Source organism: Mycobacterium adipatum (assembly GCF_001644575.1).
Lineage (GTDB): Bacteria > Actinomycetota > Actinomycetes > Mycobacteriales > Mycobacteriaceae > Mycobacterium > Mycobacterium adipatum.
On record NZ_CP015596.1, the window covers coordinates 3732270 to 3752101 of the forward strand.

17 protein-coding genes are annotated in these 19832 nt (G+C 68.5%); 3 read left to right on the top strand and 14 right to left on the bottom strand.

Features of this window, described 5'->3' with window-relative positions; genetic code table 11:
- Window positions 1–4: 4 nt before the first annotated feature.
- Genes A7U43_RS17640 through A7U43_RS17650 form a run of 3 tightly spaced genes read right to left on the bottom strand, consistent with a single transcriptional unit; the run spans window position 5 to window position 3367 of the window.
- The gene (locus A7U43_RS17640) at window positions 5–1291 is read right to left on the bottom strand and encodes a Mur ligase family protein (protein ID WP_067997886.1); all 1287 of its coding nucleotides are present in this window, start codon (window positions 1289–1291) and stop codon (window positions 5–7) included.
- Complete coding sequence (locus tag A7U43_RS17645; RefSeq protein WP_067997890.1) at window positions 1284–2615, bottom strand: MurL-like N-terminal domain-containing; 1332 nt, start codon at window positions 2613–2615, stop codon at window positions 1284–1286. Before A7U43_RS17645 ends, A7U43_RS17640 begins: the two co-directional genes overlap by 8 nt.
- Window positions 2612–3367, bottom strand: a complete 756-nt coding sequence (locus A7U43_RS17650; protein ID WP_067997893.1) for a hypothetical protein — start codon at window positions 3365–3367, stop codon at window positions 2612–2614. Before A7U43_RS17650 ends, A7U43_RS17645 begins: the two co-directional genes overlap by 4 nt.
- Before the next feature lie 51 nt (window positions 3368–3418).
- Between A7U43_RS17650 and A7U43_RS17655 the strand changes: the two genes are divergently transcribed.
- The gene (locus A7U43_RS17655) at window positions 3419–3889 is read left to right on the top strand and encodes a GNAT family N-acetyltransferase (protein ID WP_068003017.1); all 471 of its coding nucleotides are present in this window, start codon (window positions 3419–3421) and stop codon (window positions 3887–3889) included.
- Here A7U43_RS17655 and A7U43_RS17660 read toward each other — a convergent pair.
- From A7U43_RS17660 to A7U43_RS17690, 7 genes are all read right to left on the bottom strand, one after another.
- Window positions 3864–4334 (bottom strand): PH domain-containing protein, encoded by a 471-nt coding sequence (locus tag A7U43_RS17660; RefSeq protein ID WP_067997897.1) that lies wholly within the window; start codon window positions 4332–4334, stop codon window positions 3864–3866. The genes A7U43_RS17655 and A7U43_RS17660 overlap by 26 nt on opposite strands.
- Window positions 4331–4810, bottom strand: a complete 480-nt coding sequence (gene ribH / locus A7U43_RS17665; protein WP_067997902.1) for a 6,7-dimethyl-8-ribityllumazine synthase — start codon at window positions 4808–4810, stop codon at window positions 4331–4333. The genes A7U43_RS17660 and ribH overlap by 4 nt, the downstream gene beginning before the upstream one ends.
- On the bottom strand, window positions 4807–6069 hold the full coding sequence (locus tag A7U43_RS17670) for a bifunctional 3,4-dihydroxy-2-butanone-4-phosphate synthase/GTP cyclohydrolase II (protein ID WP_067997905.1): 1263 nt from the start codon (window positions 6067–6069) through the stop codon (window positions 4807–4809). Before A7U43_RS17670 ends, ribH begins: the two co-directional genes overlap by 4 nt.
- Before the next feature lie 152 nt (window positions 6070–6221).
- Window positions 6222–7856, bottom strand: a complete 1635-nt coding sequence (locus A7U43_RS17675) for a hypothetical protein (RefSeq protein WP_067997908.1) — start codon at window positions 7854–7856, stop codon at window positions 6222–6224.
- 75 nt (window positions 7857–7931) lie between these two features.
- On the bottom strand, window positions 7932–8591 hold the full coding sequence (locus A7U43_RS17680) for a hypothetical protein (protein ID WP_067997910.1): 660 nt from the start codon (window positions 8589–8591) through the stop codon (window positions 7932–7934).
- A 43-nt stretch (window positions 8592–8634) separates the two neighbouring features.
- Window positions 8635–13239, bottom strand: coding sequence for a beta strand repeat-containing protein (locus tag A7U43_RS17685; RefSeq protein ID WP_067997912.1), 4605 nt, complete (start codon window positions 13237–13239; stop codon window positions 8635–8637).
- Between the two features lie 627 nt (window positions 13240–13866).
- Complete coding sequence (locus A7U43_RS17690; protein WP_068003020.1) at window positions 13867–14466, bottom strand: riboflavin synthase; 600 nt, start codon at window positions 14464–14466, stop codon at window positions 13867–13869.
- Window positions 14467–14532: 66 nt separating this feature from the next.
- Here A7U43_RS17690 and A7U43_RS17695 point away from each other — a divergent pair, with 66 nt between their 5' ends.
- Both A7U43_RS17695 and A7U43_RS17700 read left to right on the top strand, forming a co-directional pair.
- Entirely contained in the window at window positions 14533–15243 is a 711-nt protein-coding gene (locus A7U43_RS17695) for an LppX_LprAFG lipoprotein (protein ID WP_068003023.1), read from the top strand.
- Window positions 15243–16811, top strand: coding sequence for an MFS transporter (locus A7U43_RS17700; RefSeq protein ID WP_067997916.1), 1569 nt, complete (start codon window positions 15243–15245; stop codon window positions 16809–16811). The genes A7U43_RS17695 and A7U43_RS17700 overlap by 1 nt, the downstream gene beginning before the upstream one ends.
- Here A7U43_RS17700 and A7U43_RS17705 read toward each other — a convergent pair.
- The 4 genes from A7U43_RS17705 to rpe form a co-directional block, all read right to left on the bottom strand.
- A complete protein-coding gene (locus A7U43_RS17705; RefSeq protein WP_067997919.1) occupies window positions 16788–17678 on the bottom strand; it encodes a sugar phosphate isomerase/epimerase family protein in 891 nt (296 codons plus the stop codon). The genes A7U43_RS17700 and A7U43_RS17705 overlap by 24 nt on opposite strands.
- Before the next feature lie 102 nt (window positions 17679–17780).
- A complete protein-coding gene (locus A7U43_RS29760; protein WP_156525952.1) occupies window positions 17781–17930 on the bottom strand; it encodes a hypothetical protein in 150 nt (49 codons plus the stop codon).
- Between the two features lie 168 nt (window positions 17931–18098).
- Window positions 18099–19100: a bifunctional diaminohydroxyphosphoribosylaminopyrimidine deaminase/5-amino-6-(5-phosphoribosylamino)uracil reductase RibD gene (gene ribD, locus A7U43_RS17710; RefSeq protein WP_082902437.1), complete on the bottom strand. Its 1002-nt coding sequence runs from the start codon at window positions 19098–19100 to the stop codon at window positions 18099–18101.
- A gap of 23 nt (window positions 19101–19123) precedes the next feature.
- Window positions 19124–19831: a ribulose-phosphate 3-epimerase gene (gene rpe / locus A7U43_RS17715; RefSeq protein ID WP_067997925.1), complete on the bottom strand. Its 708-nt coding sequence runs from the start codon at window positions 19829–19831 to the stop codon at window positions 19124–19126.
- Window position 19832: the final 1 nt, after the last annotated feature.

A 19832-nucleotide genomic window follows, 5' to 3' on the forward strand; every position in this document is an offset into this window, starting at 1 on the left:
CAGGTTAGAGCGTGTCTACGACGTCGATATAACCGCAGTACACGGCGGCTTTCTCTTCGTAATTCCGGAAGATGTCGTAACTCGCCGCCCCCGGTGACAGCAACACCACGTCGACCGCCGGCAGTGCCGCGGCCACCCGGACCGCGTCCTGCAGGCTCTCGACCAGATGGGTGCGGTCCGGATGGGCGGCGGCGAACTCGACGCCGATCCGCGCGCCATTGGTCGGCCCCTGGATCAGGGTGACCCGGCGCCGCCCACTGCACAGATAGGTGTCCAGCTGCCGATAGTCCAGCGCACGATCCATGCCGCCGACGATCAGGGCGATCTCCTCGTCGGGCCGCATCGCGGTCAACGCGGCCACCACGGCTTCCCCGGTGGTGGCCAGGGTGTCGTCGATCCAGCGGATGCCACCGGTGCGCCGGACCGTCTGCAGCCGGTGCGCCAACCCGTCGAACGACGCCGCCGCGGCGTCCACCTCGTCGGCAGTCACCGGACGCCCGAGTACCTGCTCGGCGGCCAGCGCCGCGAGCGCGGCGTTGACGGTGTTGTGCGCGTATGACAGCACCGAGTCCCCGGCCGGCGTCCGGACCGTCGCCGGATCCAGTTCACGCACCGCGGGAAAGTCCGAGATACCGATCCCCCGAAGGGTTTCCACGACACCGGAGGTCGCGATCAGACAGCGGGTCGTGGCCCCGAACACATGGGATTTCGCTTCGTGGTAGGCGGTGATGTCACCGTGGAAGTCGAGGTGGTCCTGGAACAGGTTGGTGATCACCGCCACCGCCGGAGGGGTGCGCAGCAGCGCACACTGCTGACTCGACAACTCGGCGACCACCCATTGATCGCCGGCCGGGTCCAGGTCCGACAGCGGTGTGCCGATATTGCCCGCGGCCACCGCGGGCACCCCCAGCCCGGTCAGCAGGTGCGCCAGGAACGCGGCGGTCGTGCTCTTGCCCTTGGTGCCGGTGATTCCCACCGTGCGGGCGCCGTGGTGTGCCATGAACCAGTCGGCGGCGTTGGACACCACCGGACCGTCGGCGCGCATCTGCGCGAACACCGGATGCCGCCATGGCACGCCGGGACTGACGAAAACGATATCGGTGTCGCGCAACCGTTCCGGGGCATCCGGGCCCTGGTGCACCGTCAGGCCCGGGATTTCCGGTGCTGTCACCTGCCGATCGTCCACCGCGATGATGCGTGCGGCGCCCTGCGCGGCGGCGGTGCGGGCCATCGACAGCCCTTCCTTACCGAGCCCCCAGATGCCGACGACCCGACCGGTCAGCTCACCCATCGATCGGCTTCGTATCGAGCAGGTTGGCGTAACGCTCGGGCACATGATGCGCGGCCGGCGACGGGTCCGGATTGACCGCCACTGCCGCCAGTTGCACGCGCCGGCCGGCGAATTCGTCGACCAGCGGCAGGCCTTGCCACTGCGGGTCGTCGATCACCGCGAGCATCGACTCGGCGGCCTCGTAGTACTCCCCCACGCACTCGAACGGCTTGTGCACCCCGAGACCGAGGATATCGGCCATGCCGTCCCGGTTACCGGTGTCGGCGAACAGATTGCCCCCGAAGATCTTCTCGCAGGTGGCCCGGCCCAGCCGCGGCGCCAGCAGCACGAAGACGAACTGGCATTTCGGGCAGTGTCCGCACCAGGAACTGGCGCGCCGGCTCGGGTCCAATGCGAACAGCCGGTTACAGCTGGTGAAGACGCCGAAGTACTCGGGGCTGGTGGCGAACCGGTCGGCGATCTGCGATTCCGACAGCCCGCGCAACAGGGAGAAATAGCGGTCCGGGTTGAATCCGAGCTGCGCCAGGGTGTCTCGTAGCAGCGTCTCGTACGCCAGGCTCTTGGACCACTGGTGGTTGATATCGCGGCCGAGCCACTCGATATTGCCGACATTGGAGGATCGCTCGTTGGACAACACCACCGGCCCGAATCCGCGGGCGTCGGCGACCATCAACCCGATCACGCTGTTGATGGCGGTCACCGGCACGTGCCCGTTGTAGGCACCCTCGGCGTTGGCCTGGATGAGCCTGCGGTCGATGCTCCGCCGGACGTGCACACTGTCCAGTCCGCTGACCTCGATGCACCGGTCGATGGGGTCATACCGGTTGACGCTGAACAACATCGGTGCCACGCCGTGATGGCGGAAGGCCTCGATGGTGACCACCGAGTCCTTGCCGCCGCCGACGGGTACCAGCGGGGTCGCCGCCGGATCCCAGTCGTCGCGCGGGTCGGGTGTCGCGGTTGCCGCCGGACCGTCGATCTCGGGTGTCAGGGCGCCCGGCAGCTGGTTGGTGTAGGCGAACTCGCCGAGCCCACCCTCGATCAACGCGCTCAAGTACGTCTTCTCGAAATCATGAGTGGGGAAGGCGATCTCGACCTTCGGCGGCGCGGCCGCCTTGTAGTAGCTCAGCGAGCAGGTGAGCGCGAGCAGCCGGGTCAACCGCGGATCCGGCTCGGTGTCGGTGTCACCGAAATCGATCACCTCGGTGAAGCTGACGGGATCCGGCCCGCGCAGCGTGTAGTTCAGTTCGAGCCGGCCGCCGGCCCAGTCGTGGCCGTCGATCACCAGCGCGTCGAAGGTTCGCGGCTGGAAGGGTGTACTCATGCCGGCACCATCTCGAAACGACGGTCGCCGATGGCGTTCACGGGGTGGGTCTCGAAACGCGGTGACACCCACCACGCCCGGGTCGCGACGGAGATCGGGACCGGCGCATCCGAATACGTCACCGCGGGCAGTAGGCCGGCCTCGCGCGCCAGCTCCAGCCGGTCGGCCCCGGCGCCCACCATGCCGTCTGCGGTGTCGACGAGCAGTGCCCCCAGGCGTGGTGGATACACCAGGTCGCCGTCGACGCGGACCTCGTCGGCATGACCGCCGGCGCGCAGTTCGCGTTCGGTGAGATCGGACTCGGCATGGCTGCTGGTACGGGCGGCCATCCGGCGCCAGTGCGGCACCGTGGCGGTCTGCGGGTCCGGTGTCACGGTCAGCGCCACGGGTTCGGGCCGGACGGGCTCGATCACCGACGCCGATACCAGGAATTCGGACCGGCCGTCGAGTTCGACGACCGAGATGCGCGCCGCCAGGGTGATCGGTCCGTGCCGCCGCTGCGCCTCGGTCACGAGGTTCTGCAAAGTCTCATGCAGCACGCTGACCGGCGGGATGGCGACACCGAAGAAGCGCGCGGCCTCTTCCAGTCGCCGCCAGATCAGTCCGGCACCTGGGGCTCGGCCGCTGACCAGCGGTGCGGTGAGCGTCGGATGGGTGCCCAGAGCCGCGACCAGGGCGGGTGCTGTGACGAGTGGCGCGTCGCCTTCGGTGATGCCACCGGCCGACGTCGACACGAATTCCAAGGTACTCATCGACTCGCCGATCCTACCGCAGTCAGCAGCGGCGATACTGATGCGATGGGGATGGCGCAGGCGCGGATCGCGCGGCTGACCGAGACGGACTGGCGGGCCTTCGCCGGGGTGCGGCTGCGTGCACTCACCGACTCGCTGGGCGCCGAGGACCCCCAGTACCGGTACGAGTCCACGTTCACCGCGGCGCAGTGGCGGCGCAGGCTGCGGGCGCACGCCCAGTTCGCTGCGGTGGTCGGCAACCGGCCGGTCGGCCTGATCGCCGCGCAACGCCAGAGCTCGGAATCGGTGTATCTGTACTCGCTGTGGCTGGATCCCGAGGCGCGTGGGCGCGGGCTGGGCCGCACCCTGGTCGCGGAGGCGGTGGGCTGGGCCCGCAGTCAGCGGGTGCGGCGGGTGACGCTGCGTGTGCACGTCGGCAACGAGGCGGCGCGCGCGGTCTATGACAGTCTCGGGTTCACCGTCAGTGCCGGCGAAAGCGGCGACACCGGCGATGAGATCACGATGACGCTGAATGTGAATTGAGGTCGGGCCGGTAGCGGTCCATGAGCGCGCGCAGCCGATCCATCGCCTGCACGGCGCGGTCCTTGTCGACCGCCTGGATCGCCATGATGGCCGTGTACTCGTCGTCGGGCAGGTCCACTCTGGCCCATCGCGCCCCCACCGGGAATGACACGTCCACCACCTCGGACCACGGGATCAGCTTGTAGGCCAGCGCATTTCGTACCGCGATGCCCGCGGCGCCGGCGCGTAACCGGGGACGGGCCAGCAGCAGGGTGACCGCGGCGATGGTGATCCCGACCAGGGCGATGCCGACCTGGTCAGCGGTGCGGAACACCACCCCGCTGGAACCGACCTTCAGCAGAAACCCGACACCGATATGGGCCGCCGCAATCAGGAAGGCCGTCGCGTAGACGAAGTACGGCGTCAGGTGTGGCCGGACCTCCAGCTCCCACTCGTCGGAGCTCATGACGCCAGGTCGCGCAGGACCAATGCCGTCGACAGGGCCGCGGCGGCGGCCTGGGCACCCTTGTCCTCGCTGGAGTTCGGCAGTCCCGCCCTGGCCAGCGCCTGTTGCTCGGTGTTGGTGGTGAGCACCCCGTTGGCCACCGGTGTCCCAAGATCCAGCGACACCCGGGTCAGCCCCTGGGTGACCGCATCACAGACGTAGTCGAAATGCGGTGTCTCACCGCGGATCACCACACCGAGTGCCACCACCGCGTCGCATTTGCGCGCCAGTGCCTGCGCGACCACCGGGATCTCGATCGCGCCGTGCACACGCACCACCACCGGTTCGGTCACCCCGAGTTGCCCGGCCGCGCGCAGCGCCCCCTCGAGCAGGGCGTCACAGATGGTGGCGTGCCAGGTGCTCACCACGATGCCCAGCGACACCGAGGAGGCGTCCACATCGGGCAGCTCGGGAATCGCGCCGGTGTGTCCGCTCACAGCACACCGCCCGGATGCGCCTCGTCATAGTCGTCGAGACCGACCAGATCGTGGCCCATCCGGTCCCGCTTGGTCATCAGGTAGCGGATATTCTCGGCATTGGCCCGCACGGGCAGGGGAACCCGCTCGGTGATGTGCAGACCGTAGCCGTCCAGCCCGACCCGCTTGGCCGGATTGTTGGTCAGCAGCCGCATCGAGCGCACCCCGAGGTCGACCAGGATCTGCGCGCCGATCCCGTAATCGCGCGAATCGGCGGGTAAACCGAGTTCGAGATTGGCGTCCACGGTGTCCGCACCCGCATCCTGCAGCTGATAGGCCTGCAGTTTGTGCAGCAGACCGATCCCCCGGCCCTCGTGCCCGCGCATGTACAGCACGATGCCGCGGCCCTCCTGGGCCACCATGGCCATGGCGGCGTCCAGCTGCGGACCGCAGTCACAGCGGCGGGAGCCGAACACATCGCCGGTGAGGCATTCGGAGTGCACCCGGACCAGCACATCGTGGCCGTCGAACTCCGGGCCGGAGATATCCCCGCGCACCAGGGCCACGTGTTCGACGTCCTCATAGATCGAGGTGTAGCCGACCGCCCGGAACTCGCCGTGCCGGGTCGGGATGCGGGCCTCGGCGATCCGCTCGATGTGCTTCTCGTGCTTACGGCGCCACTCGATGAGATCGGCGATGGAAATGAGGGCGAGGTCATGGTCATCGGCGAAGACCCGCAGCTCATCGGTCTGCGCCATGGCGCCTTCGTCCTTCTGGCTGACGATCTCGCAGATGGCGCCCGCCGGCTGCAGGCCGGCCAGGCGGGCCAGGTCCACGGCGGCCTCGGTGTGCCCGGGGCGGCGCAGCACGCCGCCGTCCTTGGCGCGCAGCGGCACCACGTGGCCGGGTTTGGTGAAGTCGTCGGCGACGGCGGCCGGGTCGGCGAGCGCCCGCATGGTGGTGGCGCGGTCCGAGGCCGAGATGCCGGTGCCGACACCCTTCTTGGCGTCGACGGTCACCGTGTAGGCGGTGCCGTGTTTGTCCTGGTTGACCGCATACATCGGGAGCAGACCGAGCCGGTCACAGACGGCGCCGTCCAGCGGCACACACAGATAGCCGGAGGTGTAGCGGACCATGAAGGCGACCAGCTCGGGGGTGGCCTTTTCGGCCGCGAAGATCAGATCGCCCTCGTTCTCGCGGTCCTCATCGTCGATGACCACGACGGCCTTGCCCGCCGCGATGTCGGCCACCGCCCGTTCGACGGAATCCAGCCTTGTCATCTTGTGCCACCTTCATCAGATTCGTGAGCGTCGGCCGGCACGCACGCGCGGGTGGACCGACTTACATCAGTATGAACCACGGGCCCTGAACAGTTATTGCCCGCCGGTCCCGGACGGGACCAGCGGGCAATCTGCCCGGTGTGCCGTGCGATCTAGAACACGTACTCCGCGGTGACGCAGGCCGGGGTCCCGTCGGGCTTGCGGTGGCCGTCGTAGAAGGTGATCGTGAACGCCTCGGTGGGGTACCAGGTTCCCGTCCGCGCCGCGGTCGATTCGTAGTGCACGGTGAACGCGCCGACCCGGTTGCGGCCCACCGACACCACCCCGGTCGGGTTGCGTTGGGTGATGCAGAACGTGATGTCGTCACCGTCGACGTCCACGACGCTGGTGGTCCAGTCGCCGGTCGCGAGGCCACGGGTGCGGCCGCTGCCGCCAGTGGTGCCCTGGGTGGGAGTGTTGTTGTACGGGTGCAGAGTCACCGTCACGAGCACGGGGACGGAAACACCGTCGGCGCCCTGCCCGAGGACGCAGAAGGTGTCCATCTTGTCCGCGGCCAGCGCGTCCACCGCGGCGGCGCGGTGACCCACCCCCAGGTTCTGCGCGCTGGAGTAGGTGAACGTGCCGTCCTCGGCGATCGTGGCCGAACTGCCCTTCGTGGTCAGCACGGTGCCGCAGGTGAAGCGTTCGACACCGGCCGCGGCGATCATGCCTCGGGTGCTCTGATCGCCCATTCCGTTGATCCCCGACTCGAACACCACCACCGTGGCCTGCACCGGGGACGTGGTGGCCAGCGGCGGCGACACCCGCACGTCGGCGGCGGTGATCGACCGGCCGTACCCGTCGGTGCCGATGATCGTGAAGCTGTCGGCGGCGGTGATGCCGTGGCCGAGCCCGGGTGTGCGGGTGTAGACGTAGTTGCCGTTGCGGTCCACCGTGACGGTGCCCTTGCGGGGCGCGGTGCCCACGCTGAACGACAACGGACCGTCCTCGCTGACCGCCAGCCTGCCGCACTGCACATTCGGCGCCGTGCGCACGGTCTGCACCCCGATCGTCAGATTCGCCAGCGGGTTGACGGTGACGTCGGCCGAACCGCCCCGCGAGTTGGTGACCGTCACCACGAAGGTGTCGGTGTCCAGACCCGGGATGGTGGCCTGCGACACCGTGGGGATGAAGACGAACTGGCCGCTCGCCGTGTCGAGTTGGACCAGCCCGCCCTTGCGTGTGTACGCGGATTCCTCGGTGGAGCCGGCCGGGTTCGCGGCGTTGGCCAGGCTGTACTTCAGGGTGCCGCCGTCGCGGGCGGTGCCCTCGATGTACCCGGTGACGACACCGTCGGCGTCCGGCAACCGCAGGATCGGCGTCCCGACCGGCGGCAGGTCGACGGCGAGGATCTGCACCGCCACCGGCACATCGGTCGAACCGCCGTACAGGTCGGTGACGGTGACCGTGAAGGTGTCGACCCGGTCGTCAGGATCGGCACTCGCCGCGGCCAGCCGCCGGGCCTGATCCGACGGGGTGTAGCTGAACCGACCCGACAGCGCCCCCACCGACACCAGACCACCCTTGACCGTGGTGAACAGCACCGGCCCGTAACTGAGCGCGCCGGTGTTGCGGCTGATCACCGCACCGGACACGGTCCCGTTGGGCCGCTTCGGATCACCGACCTCGGCGGCCGCGGTGGGCGGGGTGTCCGCGTGCACCACCATGTCCACCGCGTGCGAACTCGTGGAGAACGTGGTCGGGCTGGTGACGTGGACACCGGCTTCGGACCCAAGGCTCACCGCCATCGACGAGTCGAAGCTGCGGCGGTGAAGATCATCGATGGTGATGTGCGGATCTCCTTCTGGTGAACGGGATTCGGGTCAGTACGTGTAGGTGCGGTCGGTGTGCGACCCGCTGGAATCGGTCACCCGCAGCACCACGGACCCGGCCGGGCCCTTGTTGAAGAAGCTGCCGCCCGAGGACGTGAAGGTCAACGTGTGCTCACCGAGCGGTCCGACCGCGAGCGAGGAGGTGCCACCCGATGTCGACTGGATGCGCACCGTGGATCCGCCCTCGACGTGGATCGGGTGCCACTGCACCTCCTTGGCCCCACCGAGAAGGGTGTTGGATTTCACACCCTCCGACGGCGGGACGACCCGGTCGGCCGATACCGGTTCGGCGGCAGCACTATCGGCGATGACGTCGACGACGACATGCACCTCGACCCGGGTGCCGTGGGCGGCGGCGTGCAGCGTGAAGGCGTCGACCGTGTCGGGGTGATGCGAACGCGCACGCGCCACCTGCCGGGCCGCCGGCGACGGGGTGTAGGTGAAGTCCCCGGTCCGGGGGTCCACCACGACAAGGCCACCCGTGGCGGTGCCGATGCGCTCCGGCCCGAACCGCACCGTGCGGTCGCCGCGGTCCACGATCCGCACCGTCCCGCGCACCACACCCGTGCGCGGATCCGGGGCGCCGATTTCGACCCACGGCTGCACGGCGGTCCGGATCTCGTCGGCACGCGCCAGATCATCGATCGTCACGGTGCGAATCCTTCTGCGTACGTGGCCGTCTCGCTCGCTCGTGTTACCAGGTCTTCGTGACGGACGCCGGCGTGCTGGTGACCACACCGTTGTTCGTCACGTAGTAGCCGTCGGTGACGGTGAGCCGGCTTCCGCTCCACAGCGTGCTGGTGTACAGGCCCCGCCCGCCGAAGGTGAAGCTGGACCCGTTGTGGCTGAAGGTCAGCGAGTCGCCGTCGTCGTCGTCGACGTTGATCGCGCTTACCGTGCCCAAGAACATGTTGCCGCCGGAGATGGTGGGCGTCTTGTTGATCGCGTAGATCGCCACCGACACCGAGTAGCTGGTGCTGCCACCGAACCCGTCCACCGCGGTGGCCGTGAAGGAATCGGCGACCGCGCTACCGCTTGCGCCGATCTTGGCCGCCCCGTGGTAGTACGAGTAGCCCTCGTTGATGGTGTAGGTGAAGGTGCCGTCGGCGTTGACCGCGACCGTGCCGCCGTTGGCGGTGGAGAACGACCCCGCCGTGAAGCTCACGGCGTCCCCGTCGGCGTCGGTGGCCTTCAACTTCCCGGTGGTGGTCTGCTTCAGGGTGCCGATGCCCAGGATTCGGTTGTCCTCGATCGACGACCCGGTGAAGTTCGTGCTGCCGGCCACCGGTGCGACGTTGGTCACCGTCGGGGTGACGTTCACTGTCGCGATGATCACCGAATTGCCGTTGGCGTCGGTGGCCCGGATGGTGAAGCTGTCCCCCGGCGTCTGGGTATGCCCCAGTGCCCCGTTGCGGGTGTAGGTGAACCCGCCGGTGGACGTCACCGTGACCGTGCCCTTGGTGCCCTGGCTGCCGACGGTGTAGGTCAGCCCGGTGTTGCCGGCCGTATTGAGCTGTCCGGTAACCACATTCGGCGTCGAGGTGTTCACATTGGTGGTCGGGGACGGTGTGCTGAGCCCGGTCAGGCTGACCGTGGCCGTCGAGACGCCGCCGTGGCCGTCGTTGACCTGGACCTGGAACGAGTCGGTGCTCTGGCCCGCGGTCGGGATATAGGTGAAGGAGTTGCCGCTGAACCGGATGATGCCGCCGTTGGCGGTGGAGGCCGTCCCGTTGGTCCCGCCGATCAGGGTGTAGGTCAGCGAGTCGTCGTCATCGTCGGAACCGGTGATGGTGCCGCGCACCACGCCCAGGGCGTCGGTGGTCTTACCGCCGACCGACACGCTCGACGACGGTGCGTCGTTGAGCTTCTCGATCGGAATCGAGACCACGATGGTGGAACTGGCGCCGAAGGAGTCGGTGACCGTGATGCTGAAGGTGTCGTTGACGGCGTTGCCGGTGGCCCCGGTGGCCGCCGCGTCGTGGTAATAGGACCGGAACTTGCCGATCCGGTAGGTGAACGATCCGTCCTCGGACACGTACACCAGGCCGCCGTTGGTGGTCGACTTGCCCAACGGTGTCGTCTGGTAGCTCAGCGCGTCGCCGTCGGCGTCGACGGCGTTGATGTTGCCCTTGGATTCCTGCCAGTACACGCCCAGCACATTGGTCACGTCGGACTCGGTGATGGCGGTGCTTCCCGGCGCCGGCGCGGCATTGGAGATGACCGGTGTGACCGTGACGGTGGCGACCGTGATGGTCAGGCCGTAGGCCGTGCCGATGATGTCGAAGGTGTCACTGGTGCCGCCCACATGCCCGGTGGAGGTCCGGGTGTAGGTGTAGTTCACGCCGTCGAACGTCACGGTGCCATGGCCCGCGCCGGTCCCGGTGAACGAGCTGAACAGCCCGTTGTTGCCCGACGAGCCCAGGCTGACCGAACCGGTCACCACGCCGGGTGCCCCGTTGTTGGTCGTCACGGTGACGTTGTCCAGCGACGGGGTCGGCGCGATGACCGCGCCCAGGCCGACGAGGACGTTCGTGGTCCCGCCGCGGCCGTCGTCGACCGTGACGCTGAACGAGTCGTAGTAGCCGAGTGCACCGCCCAGGCGCGGGATGTAGACGTAGCTGCCGTCCGCATTGACGTGCGCGATACCGCCGCCGTCGGTGTAGGCCGTGCTGGCGCCGTTGGAGCCGGTGATCGAGTAGCTCAGCGGATCGCTGTCGAGGTTGATCACACCGGTGATGTGGCCGCGCACCACACCGTTGCTGTCGGCGATGATGTTGGACGCCACACCGCCGGCCGGCGGCAGGTTCCACTGCGGGATGGTCACGGAGACCAGCACGTCGACGCTGGCGCCGGCGGGATCGGTGACCGTGATGGTGAAGGTGTCGATCTTGTCGGCGGCCGACGCCCCGCTGGCACTGGCGGCGTTGCGGGCCTCGATCGAGGCGGTGTAGACGTAGTCGCCGGTCAGGGCGCTCACCACGACAGAACCCTTGTCGGTGGTGATGATGAGCGGCGTGTAGGTGTGGATGAGGTCGTCATCGGTGGTGACGATCGAGCCGGTCACCGTGCCGAGAAGGCTGCTGCCCCCGGTGTTCTGGTAGGTCGCCGACGGGGTCTGGTTGACCTGGGTCGACAAGTTGACCAGGAAGGTTGCACTGTCGCCGGAGAGCAGCCCGCCGTCCCATGCGGTGATGGTGACCAGATCGGTGGTGATGGCCAGCGGCAGCGACGCGGCATGTGGGTTGTACGGCGTGTAGGTGAAGGTGTAGGTCACCCCGTCCGCCGCGGGTGTCGGGTCCACCGCGATGGTGCCCAGCAGGCCGGCGCTGGTGAAGGTCAGGGTGTCACCGTTGTCGTCACGGACCTTGAACGTACCGGTCAGCACCCCGGTGGTGTGGTCGGTGTGGGTGATGGTCGGGGTCGACTCGAACACCGGCGCCACGTTGATCTGGGCGATGGTGACCGTGATGGTGACCTCGGTGGTACTGCCGTGCAGGTCGTTCACGGACAGGGTGAACGTGTCGGTACCGCCCTGTGCCCGGATCGACAGTGACGGCACGTAGGTGTAGGTGTGGCCGATGACCGTCACCAGACCACCGCGGGTGCTGAGACCGGTCGGCGCGACCACCACCAGGTCGCCGTCCGGGTCGTCGACGTCCAGCGAGCCGGTGATGGAACCCAGGATCGGCTCGGTGACCGTGTCCGAATTGACGGTGACGGTGGGCGCCCCGTTGGCGCCGACGATGTCGACGGTGACGACGGTCGGCAGCAGCGTGATGCCCCCGCGACCGTCGTTGGCCCAGATGCTGACGATGTCGGTCTTCGCCCCGAGCAGGGTGGTCGCCAGGTGCCGGGCGGTGTCGCTGGGGGTGTAGGTGAACGTGCCGTCCTCGTTGCGGGTGACGGTGCCGAACAGCGCGGTGCCGGTGTAGGTCAGCGGATCGCCGTCAGGGTCGGTGGCCTCGGCCACGATGGTGACCTTGCCGGAGTTACCGTCGGTGCCCGTCACGGTGGCCTGGCCGGGCCCGTTGAAGACCGGCAGATTGTTGATGCCCAGGCCCGGGTAGTGGAACGACACGGTGTAGAACGCGTCGTTGCCTTCCGGGTTGATCGGGTGCTCCAGCATGCCCAGACTGTCGTTCACCCGGACGGTGAAGGTGACGTCGGTGCCGTTGTTCAGATCGTCCAGCGATGTCGGGATGAAGCTGAAGGTGCCATCCGGGCTCATGGTGACCAGGCCGTTGCTGGGCTGGCCGTTCAGGTCGACGGAGTAGATGAGCGGATCGCCGTCCGGGTCGGTGCTCTTGAGCTTCCAGGTCAGCGGCAGCGGGCCGGCCGAGACGGTGGGTTCACCCGGCAGGTGGTTGGTGGCCAGCCGCTCGTAGCGGGCGTAGGCGGCCGTCACGAGCACCAGGGCTCCGAAGGTGAACGGCGTCGGTTGCCCGTTCCAGTAGGTGCCCTGCAGACCTGCATAGAGGGTCATCACCCAACCGGCGGCGACCTGGGTCGGGTTGAGGATCGGGTCGGACTCGTACGCCGGGAACACCTGATCGACCCACTTGGCGAGGCCGGTGATGATGCCCATGAAGGGCGCGAACGCCGGAATGGTCGGCGGTTCGGGGACGATATCGAGGTCGATGTCGAGCAGCGCGGAGGCCAGGGCGGTCGGGGTGGGGGCGGGATCGGAACCCTGAAGCGACAGCATCGAGGCGGACTGGTCCGAGGACGGGATCTCGATCACCTCGACGACCGCGAGCGGCTCGGAAGGCTCTGGGGTCTCGACGACCTCGGGATCGGTGACCACCGGCTCGGTCACCGCGGGCTCGGTCACCACGGGCTCGGCCGGCGGCTCGACGACGTCGGTTCCGGTGGCCCCGTCTACGCCGCCGGCGTCGGTGACCGGCGGGGTCTCCTCCTCGGTCCCGGTGTCGGTCCCGGTCTCAGTCTCGGTCTCGGTCTCGGTCTCGGTGCCGGGGTCGGTCTCGGTACCGGCGTCGTCCACCGGGAGGTCGTCGCCCTCGGCTTCCTCGGCGAGGAGGGCATCATCCTCGTCTTCTTCTCCGGCGGCCGCCTGGAGCCGCAGTGTGCTGCCATCGGCGGCAGTCTTGGCGGACTTGACGGTCTTGGGTCCGGCCTTCACACCGGACGTGTTCGAGCCGGAGTCGGTCGACGTGCCATCGGGAGTGTCGGCGGTCGCGATCGCGGGCGCGGCGGTGACCGCCAAGCCGAGGAACGCGGCGACGGCGAATTCACCGGTACGGATCCGCTTCTTCGCCGACTTCTTCCGGTGCGTTGCCATATTGCTCCTCGTTCGCCCGCTGTGCCTGGCCTCTGACGCGCGTGACCGAGCACACAGTCGTATTGACTGCGCCGTAAGTTAACACGTTCGTCAATAACTGGAAAGCGCAACCTGAGGAAATTTTGAGGCGGTTGTTCCGGGTGTCCACCGATCAACTGACACCCGTTGAACGGGCACCGCCGGGGCACGTTCGGCGACCGCCGCTACACCCGCCCGAAGCGTCCTCCGCCAGCAACGACCCCGTGCCGCAAAGCGGCCGAATCACGCGCCACCACTTCGGTTTCCGTGGCGACACACGACCACCCGATGGCACCACCGCGATACCCCCTGCAGAGCATGTAGCTGCATCGATGACGCATCGGGCCAGGTGCGTAGCGCGATCTGGGACCCCGGTGGCCGGCGCCCTCGACACCGCCGACGCTGGTGGCCTACGGAACGCGCATCTCGTTCCGCAATCAAGTGACTGTCACCGACATTTCCGGCCGCTTGCGCTACTGCGCCGCACCGCCGGATCCCGGCCCGGACGGCCGAGCCGACACCACGGTCGACACGACGGCCGAGGCGACACGCCGGTGCCCCGTGCGTTGCTGACTACCCGGGCGGCAAAGATCAAACGCCCACGCCGACTCAGCGGTCGCGGTCGGCCATCAGCCGTTCGACATATTTGGCGATCACATCGACCTCCAGATTGACCGGAGTGCCGACCGCGGCACCGCCGAGCGTGGTCATCGATAGCGTCGTCGGGATCAGCGACACCTCGAACCAGTCATCACCCAGTCCCGAGACCGTCAGCGAGATCCCGTCGACGGTGATCGAGCCCTTCTCCACGACATAACGGGCCAACTCCGGCGGCAGCGCGATGCGCACGACTTCCCAGTTCTGCGACGGGGTCCGGGCCACCACCGCGCCGGTACCGTCCACATGGCCCTGGACGATATGGCCGCCGAGCCGGCTGTTGACCGCCGCCGCCCGCTCCAGGTTGACCTGACTGCCGACATCGACGGCACGCAGGCTCGACCTGTCGAGCGTCTCGGCCATCACATCGGCGGTGAACGCGCCGTCCGGGCGCACCTCCACGACCGTCAGGCAGACACCGTTGACCGCGATCGAGTCGCCGTGACCAGCGTCGGAGGTCACCACCGGCCCGCGGATCACGAAACGCGCGGCGTCCGGGAGGTCCTCTTTGCCGATGATCTCGCCGAGTTCTTCAACGATTCCGGTGAACATGGCCACCAGGCTAGTGGCGGATGGGAAGCTCAGGTCCACTCAGGGCGACCCACTACGATGCAGATCATGCAGACGCGCCCCCGTGCAGTCCGGATCCTTCTTCCCTTCTTCGCCATCCTGATGGCGGCCGCCGCCCTCGTCGGCTGCGGATCGAAGACCAACGACGCCCCCCTCCCCGACGCGGCCACCCTGATCACCGAATCGGCCGCGACCACCCGCAGCCAGCAGAGCGTGCACCTGGAACTCGCTGTCGACGGCGAGATCAAGGAATTGCCCATCGCCACCCTCAGCGGCGACCTGACCAACGCCCCCGCCGTGGCGGCCCAGGGCAAGGCCGACATCATCTTCCTCGGGCAGAAGCTCACCGACGTCGCCTTCGTCGTCGCCGACGGTGACCTCTACGGCGCGATCACCAAGGGCGGCAACATGCAGAACTTCGGTCCCGCCACCGACATCTACGACGTGTCCGCGATCCTGAACCCGGACACCGGCCTGGCGAACATCCTGGCCAGTTTCTCCGATCCCCAGGCCGTGGGCCGGGAGTCCATCGGCGGTTCCGACGCCGTGAAGATCACCGGAACCGTCAGCGCCGAGGCGGTCAACAAGATCGCCCCGCAGCTCAAGGCCAGTGCTCCTGCCCCGGCCACCGCGTGGATCCGCGAGGACGGCGACCATCAGCTGGCCCAGGTCCAGATCGAGCCGTCGGCGGGTAAGACCATCACCATGACGCTCACCGACTGGGGCAAGGCCGTCACCGTCACGAAGCCCGGCAGCTGATGACGGCGGCGCCCAGCCACCGGGCCGCGGGTTCGGCGGGCACCAACCGCCGCCTGGCGATCAGTGCCGGTGGCCTCGCGGTCACCCTGGGTGCCCTCGACACCTACGTCGTCATCACGATCATGACCGACATCATGCGTGATGTCGGCATCCCGATTAACCAGATCCAGCAGGTCACGCCGATCGTCACGAGCTACCTGCTGGGTTATATCGCGGCCATGCCGCTGCTGGGCAAGGCATCGGACCGGTTCGGCCGCAAGCTGATCCTGCAGGGCGGTCTGCTCGGATTCATGCTCGGATCGGTGGTCACCGCCCTGGCCGGCGACCTGACCACCCTGGTCATCGGCCGCACCATCCTGGGCGTCGCGAGCGGTGCCCTGCTGCCCGTCACCCTCGCACTGGCCGCCGACCTCTGGTCGGCGCGCGGACGCGCCACCGTGCTGGGCGGTATCGGCGCGGCACAGGAACTCGGCAGCGTGCTGGGCCCGCTGTACGGCATTGCCGTGGTGTGGGCGCTGAACACCTGGCGGGACATCTTCTGGATCAACATTCCGATGGCCGCCGTCGCGATGGTGATGATCCATTTCAGCGTGCCGTCGCGTGATCGCGATCAACCTCGGCACAAGGTGGACGTCATCGGCGGCGTGCTGCTCGCCATCGCACTGGGCGCCGCGGTCGTCGGCCTGTACAACCCGGCACCGGACGGTAAGAACCTGCTGCCCAGCTACGGCATCCCGCTGATCGTCGTGGCGGTGCTGACCATGGTCGGGTTCTTCGTCTGGGAGAAGAAGGCCACCACCCGACTGCTGGAACCCGCCGGGGTTCAGTTCCGGCCCTTCCTGGCCGCGCTGGCCGCCTCGCTGACCGCCGGCGCCGCGCTGATGGTGACGCTGGTCAACGTCGAGCTGTTCGGCCAGGGTGTGCTCGGCATGGACAAGAACGAAGCGGTCGTCCTGCTGCTGCGCTTCCTCATCGCCCTGCCGATCGGTGCGTTGCTCGGCGGCTGGCTGGCCACCCGCATCGGTGACCGGCCGATCGCGGTGACCGGTCTGCTCATCGCCGCATTCGGGTACTGGTTGATCTCACACTGGGATGTCAATGTGTTGTCCGCGCGGCACGATCTGGGACTGTTCACCCTGCCGGCCTTCGATACCGACCTGGCGCTGGCCGGTTTCGGCCTCGGTCTGGTCATCGGCCCGCTCACCTCGGCGGCGCTGCGCGTCGTGCCCGCCGCCGAGCACGGGATCGCTTCGGCCGCTGTGGTCGTCGCCCGGATGATCGGCATGCTCATCGGGATGGCCGCGCTGTCGGCGTGGGGGCTGTACCGCTTCAACCAGATCCTGCAGTCGCTACCGGTCGTCGACACCGGCAATCTGCTCGACGCCGGCAGACAACTGCTGGACAACACCCGGCTCGCCTACACCATGCAGTACGGCGAGATCTTCGGCATCACCGCGGTGGTGTGTGTCGTCGGCGCCCTGGCCGCGCTGCTGATCAGCGACAGCAGCCGCCGCGACGAGCTCGACACCCCGCCGGCAGCGCGATCAGGCGGTGCGCTCAAGCGGTGACCACGGCGCGTCGTCGGCCTGCGCGAGGACCGCGCGGGCGGCGCGCGCGGCCGCGCGGGCGGCGCGCGCGGCCGCAGCCGCCCGCAGCGTCGCCGGCGCGGCGCTGCGCAGCGGGGCCTCGACACTGATCGGGATGCCCGTGGGCAGGGCGCGCAACATCGCGATCAGATCGATGGCGCCGGCGCCGGGAAGCAACCGCGCACTGCGGCCCTGGCGCATCATCTCGGCCACCGTGCCCGGCCGCTGCGCGGGTGCGTCGCAGATCTGCGCGTAACGGATCCAGTGCCGCGGCAGCCCGGCCAGCTCGGCGGGCGTGTTCATGGCGCGGTCATAGTGAATGGCGTCCACCAGCAGGCCCACGTCCGCCTGGCATGCCGACAGGATCGCCGCGCCCTCGCGGAGGTCCTTCACCTCGGTCCACGGCATGGGTTCGAGATTCGGAGTCAACCCGAAATCTGCAGCCAGCAAAGCCAACTCGGCGAGATTGTCCGCCGTCCGGCCGTGGTCGGGGTCGTTGCCGGTGACCAGGATCTCCGAGGCGCCGAGATACGCGCCGGTCTCCAGGACGGCCTCGAAATCGGCGCGCACCCTGGTCTGGGCGCGCAGTCGGAGCACCTCGATGTCCACCACGCGCAACCCGGAATCATCAAGGCGCCGCTTGGTTTCCAGAATCAACGGGGTGCGGCCGACGGTGGGCCACACCGGTTCCTGGGCGGTGGCCGGGATCAGCCGCAACCCGACGGCGTCATATCCGGCCGACGCCGCACACGCCACCAGCTCCGCCGGGTCGAGTTCGAGCACCGTCAGCGGCGCCAGCGAAAGAAGCCGTCCCCCACCGAGACCGGCCAACCCTGTCGACGTGCTCATCACCAACTCCTCGCCACCGGCACGGACACCGCTCTGCCGACGATCATCGCCGACCGCGGGCTGGAATTGGCGGCTACGTCACCGCGTCCGGATGACCCGGCGTCAGCAACGCTCCAGCCCGGGCTGCATGATCTTGGGGGCGCGCCGATACTCCACCGGGGCGGGCCCCATCCGCAGCACACCGAAGACCAGCGATCTGACGTTCTGCGGGTTGACCGGCCCGCTGTTGAGCCAGTCCTGCAAGGCAGTCATGCTCGTCATCCTTTGTTAGGCGATCCCCGAGCGACTCGTCGGTGAAGGCGCTTTGCCGCAAGTCTACCGGCGCACCGCACCCAACACCGGGCTACGACACCGGCAAAGCCCACTGGGGCAACGAGATTGGACATCACAATGCCGCGGCACTGTGTCAGTGATCACAACTCAGTTCGGCACCAGGCTCAGCCGGACATCCGGTCCGATGGCCTCGATCCCGTCGAAGCGCCAGCGCTGTGCGCCGGCGATGCTGAGCACCCCGACATCATCGACGGCCGTGATCGGGCCGCCGAGCAGCATGGGCGCCACGTAGGCGATGATCCGGTCGATCATGCCGGCCCGCAGAAACGCCCCGGCCAACGTCGGCCCGCCCTCGAGCAGAACCGCCGTCCGGTCGGACAGCGCCTTGATCACCTCGTGCGGGTCGTGGGTGCGGATCACCATGGTGCGCGAATCGTCGTTGAGCACGTTGGATTCCGGCGAGATCTCCCGCTCCCCGACCACCACCCGCAGGGGCTGTCGGTCGGCCAGGCTGCCGTCGGGCAACCGCGCTGTCAGGGTCGGGTCGTCGAAGAAGACCGTGCCGGTGCCGACCACGATCGCTTCGACCACGCTGCGCCGCCGGTGCACGTCGGCGCGGGCGGCCTCACTGGTGATCCACTGACTGCTGCCGTCGGCGGCAGCGCTGCGGCCGTCCACACTGGTGGCGAACTTCCAGGTGACGTGCGGGAGTCCGGTCCGCTGCTTGTGCAACCATTCGCGCAGCGGCCCGCCGGCGACCTCGGTGCCGAGCACCCCGGCCTGCACCTGCACGCCGGCGGCACCCAGGCGCGACGCCCCGCCGGCGGCCACCGGGTTGGGATCGGGCACCGCGTACACCACCCGCGACAGCCCGGCCGCGAGCAGGCTGTCCACACACGGGGGCGTGCGGCCGTGGTGATTGCACGGTTCCAGGGTGACGACGGCGGTCCCCTGGCGGGCCAGCTCACCCGCCCGGCGCAACGCGACCACTTCGGCGTGTGCGCCCCCGGTCGGCTCGGTGGCGCCGACGCCGACCACCTGACCGGCGGCATCCAGAATGACCGCCCCGACCGGCGGATTCGGATAGGTGGCGCCCTTGACCCGCTCGGCCTGCTCGACGGCCAGCCGCATCGCGGCCTCCGTCGTCACCGGCCGCTTTCCGGCGGCAGAGCTCATAGCGTCAGGTGCGGAGAGGCCGCGCCGGCCTGCCTGCGCAGCCGTCGCACCGCCTCGGCCGGGTCATCGGCGCTGTACACCGCCGATCCCGCGACGAAACAGTCGACTCCGGCCTCCGCCGCGGCCTCGATGGTGTCGGCGTTGATGCCGCCGTCGATCTCGACCAGGATGGTCAGGGCACCCGCGTCCACCAGTCGGCGCACGGTGCTCACCTTGGCGAGGACCTCCGGGATGAACTTCTGGCCGCCGAAGCCCGGCTCCACCGACATCACCAACAGCGTGTCGAACTCCGGCAGGATCTCCAGGTAGGGCTCCAATGCGGTGCCCGGCTTCACCGCGAGCCCCGCCTTCGCCCCGGCGGCACGGATATCACGCGCGACACCGACCGGGTTGTCGGTCGCCTCGGCGTGGAAGGTGACGTTGTGCGCGCCGGCCTCCGCGTACGGCGGCGCCCAGCGCTCGGGCGCATCGATCATCAGATGGCAGTCCATCGGGATGTCGGTCACCTTGAGCAGGCTCTCCACCACCGGCAACCCCAGGGTCAGGTTGGGGACGAAGTGGTTGTCCATCACGTCCACGTGCAACCAGTCCGCACCCGCAACCGCGGCAACTTCGTCGGACAGCCGAGCGAAATCGGCGGCCAGGATGGACGGCGCGATGAGCGGCGCATGGGCGAGCGGGGCGACGGGAGATTGACCAGCCATG